The sequence below is a fragment of the Clostridiales bacterium FE2011 genome, assembly GCA_017569305.1.
Lineage (GTDB): Bacteria > Bacillota > Clostridia > Christensenellales > Aristaeellaceae > Aristaeella.
This window is the reverse complement of record CP069418.1, coordinates 1,434,254-1,446,707: the sequence shown is the minus strand read 5'-3', so window position 1 is coordinate 1,446,707 and position 12,454 is coordinate 1,434,254. Positions and strand designations below refer to the sequence as shown.

General features: G+C 58.3%; 9 protein-coding genes. 1 reads left to right on the top strand and 8 read right to left on the bottom strand.

What is annotated here, in order from left to right; all coding sequences use genetic code 11:
• Positions 1-68 precede the first annotated feature (68 nt).
• From JRC49_06725 to JRC49_06690, 8 genes are all read right to left on the bottom strand, one after another.
• The gene (locus tag JRC49_06725; GenBank protein QTE72492.1) at positions 69-1,463 is read right to left on the bottom strand and encodes an alpha-glucosidase/alpha-galactosidase; all 1,395 of its coding nucleotides are present in this window, start codon (positions 1,461-1,463) and stop codon (positions 69-71) included.
• 96 nt (positions 1,464-1,559) lie between these two features.
• Positions 1,560-2,399: a family 43 glycosylhydrolase gene (locus tag JRC49_06720; GenBank protein ID QTE72823.1), complete on the bottom strand. Its 840-nt coding sequence runs from the start codon at positions 2,397-2,399 to the stop codon at positions 1,560-1,562.
• Between the two features lie 27 nt (positions 2,400-2,426).
• On the bottom strand, positions 2,427-4,673 hold the full coding sequence (locus tag JRC49_06715; protein QTE72491.1) for an AraC family transcriptional regulator: 2,247 nt from the start codon (positions 4,671-4,673) through the stop codon (positions 2,427-2,429).
• A gap of 4 nt (positions 4,674-4,677) precedes the next feature.
• Positions 4,678-6,225, bottom strand: coding sequence for an extracellular solute-binding protein (locus tag JRC49_06710; protein ID QTE72490.1), 1,548 nt, complete (start codon positions 6,223-6,225; stop codon positions 4,678-4,680).
• Positions 6,226-6,341: 116 nt separating this feature from the next.
• Entirely contained in the window at positions 6,342-7,847 is a 1,506-nt protein-coding gene (locus tag JRC49_06705; protein ID QTE72489.1) for an extracellular solute-binding protein, read from the bottom strand.
• Between the two features lie 51 nt (positions 7,848-7,898).
• The gene (locus tag JRC49_06700; GenBank protein QTE72488.1) at positions 7,899-8,804 is read right to left on the bottom strand and encodes an AraC family transcriptional regulator; all 906 of its coding nucleotides are present in this window, start codon (positions 8,802-8,804) and stop codon (positions 7,899-7,901) included.
• A gap of 13 nt (positions 8,805-8,817) precedes the next feature.
• Positions 8,818-9,756, bottom strand: coding sequence for a carbohydrate ABC transporter permease (locus JRC49_06695; GenBank protein QTE72487.1), 939 nt, complete (start codon positions 9,754-9,756; stop codon positions 8,818-8,820).
• A gap of 16 nt (positions 9,757-9,772) precedes the next feature.
• On the bottom strand, positions 9,773-10,726 hold the full coding sequence (locus JRC49_06690; GenBank protein QTE72486.1) for a sugar ABC transporter permease: 954 nt from the start codon (positions 10,724-10,726) through the stop codon (positions 9,773-9,775).
• Positions 10,727-10,968: 242 nt separating this feature from the next.
• On the opposite strand from JRC49_06690, the gene JRC49_06685 reads away from it, so the two are divergent.
• On the top strand, positions 10,969-12,417 hold the full coding sequence (locus JRC49_06685; protein QTE72485.1) for a hypothetical protein: 1,449 nt from the start codon (positions 10,969-10,971) through the stop codon (positions 12,415-12,417).
• Positions 12,418-12,454: the final 37 nt, after the last annotated feature.

Sequence of the window (12,454 nt, the reverse complement as noted above, 5' to 3'; positions counted from 1 at the left end):
GAAGAATGACGGAAAAAACAGCTTCTGAGAAAACTCAGAAGCTGTTTTGTTGATCCTGATATTCAGGGTTATTCAAACCATTTTACCGGCAGGTAGGCGCGCTGGTTTTCCAGCATTTCGTTGAAGAGCTTTTCTCCGTCCGCCGGGGTGACGCCGGACAGCTGCGGATCATTCAGGAAAGTGGTCAGGCCGAGCTTCCGGTCGCAGCGGAGGGCGGCGGTCAGGGTGTTTTCCTGGTTCAACACATGCCGGGTGATGAGCGGAAGGATGGAGGCGGGCACCGGCCCCGCGTATACGGGATCAATGCGGTTCAGCCCGAAGAGGGCGTTGGTTTCCACAACGGCGCCCAGGGGCAGGTTGGGAATCTGGCCGCGGTTGGGGATGTTGACATTGGACACCATATCCCCGAGGCCGAGCAGGGCCTTCAGCAGCAGGTGGCCTTCCTCCCCGGAACCGTTCAGGGTGATTTCCTTCTTTCCGCTGACCAGGTCTTCCGACATCTGCAGTCTGTCCTTCAGGTCCTGCTTCCGCCAGGAAACGGGGGTCAGGCTGAATTTCCATTTCCGGACGGTTTCCGGATCCCGGGTATACCAGGGAGCCACAAACTCGGCCAGGTGCCGGTCTCCGGCTGCGGCGATCACGCCGTAGCGGCGGAAGAGGTCAAACTTCACCCGCTGGGCGCAGTTGAAGTGGGAGTTCATCCAGTTGTCGTCCCCGCCTTCATCATAGCCACTTTCCGCGTATTTCTCCACGAAGCGGGCATAGAGGGGGAACAGGTCGCGTCCCTGCCAGGTGGCAGAGGTCAGCCAGGTGAAGTGGTTGATACCGGTGACGGTGGTATACAGATCCTGGCGCTTCACGCCGTCGATTCCCTCTTCGGTTTTCAGCATGGAGCAGAGCAGCTTCTGGGTGCCGAAAACCTCATGGCAGCAGCCAAAGGCCCGGATCTCCGGAAAGACCTCGTAGAGGGTGCGCACGCAAAGGGACATGGGGTTAGTATAGTTGATAACCCAGGCTTCCGGAGCGTAATCCCGGATGGCTTCGCCGATGGTGACAAACATGGGGATGGTACGCATGGCGCGCATGAATCCGCCGGCGCCGACCGTGTCGCCCACCGGCTGCCAGATGCCGAGGCGCTCCGGCAGGTGGACGTCTGATTCCATTTCGTCAAAGGTGCCGGGCAGGATGGAGATGACAACAAAATCCGCCCCGGTCAGCGCTTCCTGCAGGGAATTGCTGACCTTGTAGGCCCAGCGGGACGCCGTGTCCGGGTGGGCGCTGATTTTTTCACCGATGATCCGGTTCCGCTCCGCGGCTTCCCGGTCAATATCATACAGGCGTACGGTACCGCAGATTTCGCCGTCCAGGGCAAGGTCCTTCATAAAGCCCCAGGCCCAGCCCCGGGAACCGCCGCCGATATAGGCTACCGTGAGTTCGCGAACATTCTTGGTTGTCTGATTCATATGCTGCCTCCTGAGAGTGATTGATGAAAACCGGAGGAAAGGCACTGATTATTGTTCGCCTTTCCCTCCGGATATCCTTTCAACGGAATAAGAATTTTACAGGCTGACCGGGATAAACCGGGGACGCTCCAGCAGGTGGGTGTTCGGACTGTGAAGGGTCAGGTACACGCCGCCTTCCAGGTCCCGGAAGAGCATGCCGTGGCCGCCGTCTTCCAGAAAGAGGGGATCGATCTGGGAAAAGTGCCCGTCTATTTCGCCGTTGTCCGAAACGGCCAGGCCCTGGGCATAGCCTTTTTCCGAGAATCCTGACCACAGGCAGAGCAGGGTTCCGTCCTTCCGGCGCCACAGGAAAGGTCCGTCCGTCACATAGCCGGTGATGCCGGAGGAGTGATGGACCGGCCGGGCCCAGGGAGCGTCAGAGCCGCGGAAGAGCAGGAAGGGCTTTTCCGCGGCAGCCTTCAGGTCCCCGGTCAGGCGCATGGCCAGGATTTCACCGTCTCCTGCCTGCACCCATTCGTGGCAGAACACGATATAGGGTACGCCGTCGGAGGAGACGTGGAAGGTGCCGTCGAGGCATTCCCAGTCTGCCGGGGTGACAGGGCCGTCGGACCAGGGTTCAAAGGGACCGAGGGGAGAGGCGGAACGCAGGATGGCGGTTCCGCGCCTGCGCGCGTCGCTTTTGAAGCTGGCGAACATATAGAACATGCCCTGCCAGGGATGCACCTCGGGCGCCCAGTAATTCCGGTCGGCCCAGAAGGTGCCGTCATTATGGAAACAGACGGCCGGACCTTCCCAGGTGTGCAGGTCCCGGCCGGTATAGACGTCAAAGCCGTCCGCAGGTCCCCAGCAGGTAGCCCCGCGGGTGCCGTACAGGTAATACTGTCCTTCGTGGACCAGCACAAACGGATCCCGGACGTTGATTTCCTCTGTGTGAATCATGGAAAACTCCTTGATGGATGATAATCAGTTTTTTCCGCCTTCCGGCGTTTCCTTTTTCAGGTTCCGGCTGCGGCGGTACTGGGCGGGCGTTTCGCCGGTGACCTGCTTGAAGCGGCGGATGAAGGAGCCGGAATCATAATAGCCTGCCCGGGCACTGATATCCCGGATGGTCAGGTCGGTCATTTCCAGCAGCTCCTTTGCGTGCTCCACCCGCAGGAGCGTCAGGTATTCCAGGGGGGACATGCCGGTCTTTTCCTTAAAGGAAAGACTGAAGCGGGTGGTGGAAAGCTCCAGGGAGTCTGCCAGGGCGGTGATGGACATTTCCGGATCGCTGAAGTGCTCCTCCATATAGTGGACCACCTGGCTGATCTCGTCCTCCTCCTCAGGCGCGATTTCGCAGGAATCCGGCTCCTCCAGGAGCAGGCGGTCGCAAAGCCGGCGCAGCAGCTCGTCCAGGTCGTCGATGGACTGGCAGGAAGTCAGCGTGAAGATATTGTAGATTTCCTGCACGGAGCCTTCCCCGGAAAGGGCGGCGGTATGGGTGTGGACCAGGGAACGGATCACTTCACTGTAGATCATCCGGAAAGCGAAGGGCGACATGTTGGTGTTCTTCAGGAAATGCAGCAGGTCGCTGATCCGGACATCCAGCACATCCCGGCTTCCCAGGGTCAGCGCCTGGCTGATGGAGTTGGTGATCTTCCGGGCCTGGGGAAGGATCTCCTCCAGGTTGGAGGAAATATCGTCGTAGCAGAGCACTTTCTGGCTGCCCATGACAAACCGGTTTTCATAGGCGGCAGCTGCTTCCAGGTAGGCGGAAGGAGCTTCCGTGAAATCGGAATGCAGGGCGGAGATGGAGGTGATACACCGCTCCCCGCCGGCGGCGCCTTCGCTGCGGAGCGTTTCTGCCAGGTCCGGCAGGGTCTCCGGATCATCGGAGAAGACCAGGTAAAGATTGGCTTTCAGGGCGACCAGTTCCACCCCCGCGCCGGAACAGCCGGGGAAACAGTCAAAGGGCGGGGCGCTCAGGTCGAAGGGATGGTCGTTTCCCCCGGAACCGCTGCACAGGATCACCGCGTAGGCCGGGCGGTCGATCTCCAGGCCCACGGCCTTTCCGGCCACCACTGCTTCTTCCCGGGTGGGGAAGCGGTCCTTGACAAATTTGAAAACAAAATCGTGCCGCTGGACGGGCAGGGCCCGGTCCAGGCGGGAGGTCAGCTCCTGGTTGCGGGAGGTGAGCCGGCTGATGCCGGTTGAAATCTGCTGGAGTTCATCCCGGGGCGTTTCGTCCGTTTCCCGTGAGAGCATGCCGGTGATCGCCCGGATGGGCTGGGCATGACGCCGCGCCATCCACAGGGCAAGCAGCAGGCTCAGGAAAACAAAGACCGGCAGGATGGCCAGGATGCTGAAAAGCTGCTGCATGATGGAGGAATTGATATCGGCGTTGCGGAGAACCGCCGTATAGGACAGCCCCCAGTTCCGGCCGGAGAAAGTAACCTGGGTCCAGTCCTGGTTGTCCCACCGGAAGAGGCTGGAGGCGGTTTCCTGGGCAACCTTCACCTGATCCCGGGGAAGGGACAGCTCCTCAGAGGAGGAGAGGAATTCATCGCCCTGGTGGATATAGGTGTTGATATGGTCGTTGATGGCATCGGCAAAGAGAGACTGGTAAACGCTGTCTTTGATCAGGAACAGCAGGACGCCCTTTCCGGAGCCGGGGGCGGAGCCCAGCGGCACCAGGAAGGTAACCACCCGGGAACTGTCCACAAGGGTGGAGGATACCTGCTGGGCCGGCAGAATGGTCAGCCGGTCGGTGTTTGCAATCCGGGAAACCAGGCTTTCCATCGGGATAAATTCATAGCGCATCATCCGCGCAAAAAGGGAAAGGCTCATGGAAGAAGAGGAAGAATAAACCCGGTCATCCCCGAAGAAGTAAAGGTATACCTGGTCGCAGAAGGTGCTGCTGGTGGTGGTATAGGGCACCATCTTCAGCTGCAGGTCATAGGCTTTCCAGGGCTCTTCCTCATAACGGAAAAACTCGATATCAGGACTGAGACCGATTTCCTCGGCAGTATTCAGCATGGCGGAGATATAGCTTTCGTGCTGGGCGGCAATCCGGGACAGCCGGTTGATCTGGTTGTCAATGATTTCCTCCCGGGTTTTGCTGCTGAGCCGGATATAGAGATAGCCGGTGATGCTCAGGAACAGCAGCAGCACAACAGCGATATACGACAGCGCATACCGGATAAAGACGGAGGTGCGGCTCTTTCTGATCACGGTTTTACTTCTCCTTCCAGCGGTCATAGATCTGCTGGTATACCTGGCGGTAGCCAGCGCTTCCGCCTGCCTTCAGGCTCTCACGGAATGCCGCGCGGCCTTCTTCCGTGACTCCCTGCGTGACCATGGACACGATTTCCGCATCCACCAGGGATTTCAGCTTCGCCTTCAGGCGGGTGGTTTCAGCGGACTGGTCGGTGGTCTTGGGTGCCACGGTGGTCAGCAGTTTGGCGGAGATGGGCTCCAGCACGCCGGAACGCTCATACAGGTCGCAGTAGGCTGCTTTTTCCAACCGGTGGGCGGCAGGCACATAAACGGAAGCGTAATAGTCCGCGGGCGCGAAAAACTGGCCGCAGATGACCGGAACAGCCTGGTACAGTTCATTGTCCGGGGGCACATAGCTGACCTCATAGCGGCCGTCTTCCCGCCGGATGAGCGTGTCCCCGACGGGGCCGTTCTGGGAAACCAGCATGTTTTCCGTTTCAAACTGGGCGTCCAGCCAGCGCAGGCTTGCTTCAATGTTCCGGTTGTCTTTGGTGAGGGCGGCGCCGAATTCAATGATGTCCATGTTCCGGGGCAGGCAGGCGGCCTTTCCTTCGGCATGAACCGGGAGCATGATCTCATAGTTTCCGGCGACGCCGGGATTCAGGGCGGTGTTCTGCAGCCGCCAGTAGCTGAACATGCCGGTGTTGCCCTCGTTGACTTTGGCAGCCCAGATACTGCCTCCCTGGCTGATGAAATCAATGTCCAGGAGTTTTTCCTGATACAGCTGGTGGAGCCAGGACAGCGTGTCAAAAAAGGCGTCCTCTTCCGGGGCAAAATGCACCCGGCCGGCCTTGTCCGCGTAAACGTAGTCCTCGTTCAGGGGCAGGCCGAAGAAGGAAAACAGGTTGTATATGCCGGTGGTGTTGTCATCCAGGGTAAACTCCAGGGGAATCTCGTCCTGGATGCCGTTGCCGTTGGGATCATCCTCCCGGAAGTGCCGGAGCACCTCCGTCAGCTGCTCCACCGTTTCGGGAACGGGCAGCTTCAGCCGGTCCAGCCAGGTTTTGTTGATGAAGAAATGTCCGTTGGTGTTGACGTCCTGGGAGATCAGGAAGCCCAGCTGGTAGATGTGTCCGTCCGAAGCGGTGAGCTGTTCCCGGAGGCCGGCCTGGTCCATGCGGGCTGCATAGTTGGGCAGGAAGCCTTTTTCAATATATTCATCCAGCGGCACCAGGAGATGCCGTTTCACACCGTATTCTTCCACGTCCAGGGAACCCCGGAGAATCATATCCGGCATTTTGCCCTGGGCAAACGCCAGGCCTACGGAGCTGCTCCATTCGGAATCCTTGACCTCGTTGAAATCCACATGGACGCCGGTCTGCTGTTCAATCTGCCGGAAATACCACATGCTGCTGAAATCCACGGCGATGTTTTCAATTTCGTACTGAAGGGCAGACAGGGATATGGCGGGGGCGGAGGAACCCTCGTCCCACGGAGGCGCGGAGCAGCCTGTCATCAGGAGCAATGCCGCGGCCAGCAGGCAGATGATTTTAACGGTACGCTTCATAGGTACTCCCTCTATACGGCAAAAGGGCATCGCCCCCGGAAACAAATCCTGCGGCGATGCCCGGCGGCTTTTCGGTGCTTCTATTCTAACATCACCAGCCGCGGTGTTCAAGATTCTTACTTGGCCAGGTAGGCGTCATAGGCGTTCTGGTACAGTTCGATGTAGCGCTCGGAACCGATCGCCTTGGCCTGCTCCTGGAAATTGTTCCAGCTTTCATCCGTGACGCCGTTGCGCACGAAGTTGGCGAAGGATTCTTCCACCAGCTTCTGCAGCTCGGTGTAGATGTCAGCAGCCTCAGTAGCGTCTTCGTTGCTCAGCTTGCTCAGGTCGCGCAGGTACTGGAAGCTCTTGGGCTCGAGCACGCCGGATTCAGCGTACCACTTGCTGTCTTCATAGCGTTCCACGCGGTGGGGCGCCATCTGGTAAATGGAGGTGTAGTAGTCGCCGGGGGCGAAGAACTGGCCCATGGTAACCGGAACGAACTGATACAGGCCGTTGTCCGCGGGGATATCGATGACTTCATACTTGCCTTCGTCGTTGAGCACGATCTGCTCGCCGACCTTGCCGTTCAGGGAAACCATCATGGTTTCGGTTTCCAGCTGGGCGTCGATCCACTTCAGGGCAGCCACGGGATCCTTGCAGTTCTTGGTCAGGTAGGCGCCGGCTTCCGGCACTTCCAGGATCTGGGACACGCAGGCCTTGAATCCGTCGGCGGCGGGAGGCAGGATGGACTTGAAGTTCTCCACGTTCTCAGCCTTGATGGCGGTGTTGATCAGGCGCAGGTAGCAGAAGTAGCCGACTTCGCCGTCGTTGACCTTGTTGGCCCAGAGGTTGGAGTCCTGGGTCAGGGATTCCGGATCCATCAGTTCCTCTTCATACAGCTGATGCAGCCATTCCACGCAGGCACGCCAGCCGTCCTGGGCGCAGGTGAACTGGACCTTGTTGTCAGCGTCGATGAAGTAGTAGTAGGTGTTTTCCGGTACGCCGAAGGAGGCGAACTGGTTCCAGATGGTTTCCGGCCCGAACTGGGTGTAGGACGCGGAGAAGGGCCACTTGATTCCGTCAGCCTTCATGGCGCGGAGCAGCTCGGTGGTTTCGGCAATGGTGGTGGGAGCGGTCTTGCCCAGCTTCTCCAGTTCCTTCTGGTTCACATACCAGGTGCCGGTATGGTTCACGTTCTGGGCCATCAGGAAGCCGATGTAGTAGGTTTTGCCGTCGCTGGCGGGGATGGAGTCGCCGGCGTTGTTGATGTTCAGGCGGCTGACATAGTTGGGCATGATCTCCTCGGTCAGGTATTCATCGAGGGGAAGCAGCAGGCCCTGGGAGACGCCGTATTCTTCCACATCCACCGCGTGGCGGAGGATCATGTCGGGCATCTGGTCCGGCACGGCGAACATCAGGTTGACGTTGGTTGCCCAGTCAGCGTCCTTCACCATCTGGAAGGTGACGTGGGTGTTGGTTTTCTTTTCCAGTTCGTCGAAGAACCAGAGGCCGTTGAAATCGGTGTTCTGGTTTTCCAGCGCGTACTGGAAGGCGGTGAGCTCTACCTTCTCTTCAGCGAAGGCGGCGCTCAGGCTGAGCAGCATACAGCATGCCAACAGCAGGGAAACGAGTTTCTTCATGGGTCTTTCCTCCTTTTTTATTTCAGGGCACTGTGCCCTTGATTACCAATCTCACGGGATTCCGTAAATCGTCCTGTACTGGGAGGGCGTGCAGCCTTTCTTTTCCCGGAATACCCGGTTAAAGGTGGCCACGCTGCCGAAGCCGCTCTCCAGCGCAACGTCCCGCATGGAACGGTTGGTCCGGATGAGCAGGTCCATGGCTACCTGTACCCGCTTCTGGCACAGGTACTCTTTAAAGGAATATCCCGTTTGCTTTTTGAAGGAACGGGAGAAATAGTAGCGGCTGAAGCCGGCAAACTGCGCTACTTCCTCCAGGGTAAGATCCTCCCGGTAATGGTTGTTGACATAGGTCATGACTGCGTTGATAACCTCGGCGTCCATGTTTCCCGTGCTGTCCCCGGTATGGGGCCGGACGCTGCCCAGGTAATGCTGTCCCAGGGTGGCGTAGAGCCGGAGAATGCAGCTGTAGCACAGGGTGTTCCAGAGCATTTCCCGCTTCTCATAGGCGTCGTTGGCCCGGAGCAGCAGATCCCGGATGCGCACATGGGCGTCCGATCCGTCCCGGAGATGGAAAGGCCTGTCGAAATAGGAAGCCATGTACTTGATATCCCGCATGGACATGATCGCGTCAGGCTCAAACAGGAAAAGATACCGGCTGCTGCCTTCACCCATGGAAAGGGAATGCAGGGTGTCCGGGGGGACGATCAGGATTTCCCCCTTGCGGACCTGGTAGAGTTTGTCCTCAACGGTGTAGGTCACCGTGCCCTCCAGCGTCAGGAGGATTTCCACCGCGGAGTGGTTATGGGCTTCGTAGCGCCAGGGAATGTCCGAATACCAGATCCGGATGGATGAGTCCGCCTGGTAGGTCACGTATTCCCGCCGGCCCTGCAGAACCCGGAAGCCGTCCTCATAGCGCGCGGCCCGGGCGGAATCGTTCGTGCTCCTGATCTGTGACACCGGTTTACCCCCTTTATCCCTTCAAAGACCCGATCATGACGCCTTTGACAAAGTATTTCTGCATGAAGACATACAGCACAACCGCGGGCACAGTGGCCACCACGATGCAGCAGTATTTGGCCACCTCGGCCTTGCGCAGCGCCGCCTGCAGGCCGCCCAGGTTATCCGCGTAAGCCGCGAAGAAGGTATCGGAGGAGCCTGTGGAGGTGAGGGAGGCCAGGATTTCCCGCAGCACCAGCTGCAGGGGATACAGGCTGCGGTCCCGCAGCATGACCAGACCGGTGAAATAATCGTTCCAGCGGGCAACGCCGTAGTAGACTGAAAGCACCGCGATGATGGTGCCGGACAGCGGTAGCACGCACTTGAAGAAATAGGTAAAGTGATCCGCCCCGTCGATGACGGCGGCTTCATACAGGTCGTTTGGAATGCTGGTCTGGATATAGGTCCTTGCAACCATCAGGTTCCAGACGGAAACCAGGTTCATCAGGATCATGACTGTCCGGGTGTTGTACAGCCCGAGATCCCGGATGTTCAGGAAGATAGGGATCAGGCCGCCGGAAAAGAACATGGTGAACGTGATGGCCAGGTTGACAAACTTTTTGCCCGCAAACCCGCGGGAGAGCGCGTAGGCGGCAGCCAGGGAAACGATTACGCTCAGGGCGGAACCGACCACCGTGTAGAAGACGGAGTTCACATAGCTGTTCAGCAGTTCGCTGTTCTGGAGCACCGCGTCATATCCCATCAGAGAAAAATCGACCGGCCAGATCAGGACCTTTGCCTGCAGGACCGCGTCCGGGTCTGAGACGGAAGCGATGAGGATCAGCCACAGTGGATACAGGACAAGGAACAGGACCAGGACCCAGAACAGGGTGTTGATTGCGTTAAAGATCCGGTCCTTCCGGGTTTCGCGGATCCGGTTTTGCTTTTTTGCTTTCACGGCCGTAACAGTCATCCTTCTTCCTCCTTTCTCAGAACAGGCTGATATCGCTCATCCTGCGGGAAATGCTGTTGACTCCCATGATGATGGCGAAGTTGATCAGGTTCAGGCACAGGCCAATGGCGGAGGCGTAGGAATACTGGGCCTTCTGGGCGGCGATGCCGACGCTGTACACGTAGACGCCGAAGATGTCCGAGGTGGCCATGTTGCCGCTGGTCTGCAGCAGCAGGGCCTTGTCCGTGTTGGAGGAGAGGAGCGATCCGCAGTTGAGGATCAGCATCATCACCGCGATGGGGATCAGGTGGGGAATATCAATATGCCGGATCTTTTCCCAGCGGGTGGCGCCGTCAATGGTGGCTGCCTCGTAAAGCTGGGGATCGATACTGGTCAGTGTGGCGATATAGAGGATGGTGTTCCATCCGGCGTTCTGCCAGATGTCCGATCCGATGAACAGCGGCCGGAACCATTGGGGTTCCATAATGAAATAGATGCTTTTCCCTCCGGCAGCGGTGATCAGGTGATTGATGATGCCGTTGGTGGGCGAAAAGAAAAGGTAGATCATGCCAGCCAGCACAACGGTGGAAATAAAGTGCGGCACATAGATGGCGGTCTGGGCAAAGCCCTTGAACCGTTTGCTGTTCAGTTGGTTCAGCATGATCGCCAGGAGGATCGGAATCGGGAAACCGAACAGCAGGCCGTAGAGGTTCAGCAGGAAGGTGTTCGCAAACATCCGCCCGCAGTAATAGCTGTTGAAGAATTTTTCGAAATATTTCAGTCCGACCCACTGGCTGCCGGTAATGCCGAAGGCGGCTTTATAGTCCCGGAAGGCAATCTGTACGCCGTACATCGGGAAATAACAGAATACAATGAAGAATGCCAGGCAGGGCAGCAGCAGCACCCACAACTGCCAGTCACGGCGCAGGGCTAATCCAAATCTGTACCTGAGTCCGCCGCGATGCGCGGGGGTGGATGCGGAAACACTCATCAGGAATCCTCCTTCGGGGTATTCGGGGCGATATGATTTTTCGTTGCTCAATTTTCGCTCTCATTATGACGGCAAATCTTCTGAAAGGGAAGAAGCTAAAATTTTGCATATTGTTGAAAAATAAAGGTTTTTGCGGATTTCGGGGGATGCGCATTTTTTTCGCATCTGTCCAAAAATCGCAATAAATGATAGAATTCAACCAGTGGAAATTCCGAATAAAAACCGGAAGGGAAGGCTGAAAAATGCTGCCTGAAACAAGCGTTTTTTTCCGCACGGAGGATGAAAAGCTTCAGCGTGTTTATGACGCGGCGGAAGAGAAATGCCGCTTTAACCTGAAGGATTTCGGCGGCGATACGGTGCTGGTGGAAGGCGGCGGATATGAAAAAATCTGGCTGGAAACCCAGCCCATGGGCGGCGAGATGTATGCCCTGCGCAGCCTGGAGGCGGCCCGGAACAACATCACCCTGTTCATGCGCCACCAGCGGGCAGATGGGCGCCTGCCGGGCTCCATCCAGTGCACCGGCGGCAAAGTGGAACCCCAGTTCAACAAATACCAGGGGTTCTGTTTTCCCTTCCCGGCCCTGAACCTGTATTACTTAATCGGAAAAGACAGGGATTACCTGGCAGAGCTGAAGGAGAGCCTGATCCGCTTTGACCGGTGCCTGTGGAATACGCGCCATGTTTCCGGCGACGGACTGCTTTCCTCCTTCTGCGTCTATGACACGGGGGAGGACCTGGCCCTGCGGTACGGGGACGCGCCCTGCTGGTGGGAAGGGGATGAACCGCCGGAAGGATATCAGGTGGTTCCCATGGCCAGCATGGACGTGACAAGCTGGAGCTTTGCGGCCCGCCGGACGGTGGCTGAAATCTGCCGCCTGCAGGGGGATCGGTCCGCTGACGCCTGGGAGCGGAAAGCCCGTATGGTGGCGGATGCGCTCCGCCGCCGGCTGTGGGACAGGAAGCGCGGCGCCCTGTATGACCGGGACCGGACGGGGAAAACGGTGGACATCCTGTGCCACAATACGCTGCGGTGCATGTACTGGGGCAGCATTTCCCGGGGAATGGCGGCCCGCTTTGTAAAGGAGCACCTGCTGAATCCCGCGGAATTCCGGACGCCTTTCCCGCTTCCCAGCGTGGCGGTCAATGATCCGGCTTTCCGCAACGCGCCGGAGAACAACTGGAGCGGCCAGCCGGAGGGCCTCACCTACCAGCGGGCGATCCTTGCCCTGGAACGCTACGGGTATAACCGGCTGGTGACGGGGCTGGGCCGGAAACTGATTGACGCGGTTTACGCGAACGGCTGCCGGTTTACCCAGCAGTATGATCCCTTCACCGGCAAAGCCTCCCTGGTACGCATGTCGGATCATCAGCCGGCGGAGGAAAACAGCGGGGAAGCGGTGCAGGACGCATACGGCCCCACCATGCTGGCCTGCCTTGAATATATTGCACACCATTACGGCATCCATCCGCACCTGGGACAGGTGTGGTTCAGCCTGGGGAGCGGCGCGCCCTGTGCGTATGAGGCTGCCTTCTGTGACCGTCATTACGCCATCCGGTCCGACGGGCAGAGGGCGGAAATCCGTGTGGACGGGAAAGCACTGGGCAGCTGGAAATGCGGCAGGCGCGTCATCACGGATGAAAACGGACGGTTCCTGCGGACGGAACCCATAGAGGACGCTGAAAAGACATAAACAAAAGGGAGAGTCATTGCGACTCTCCCTTTACTTT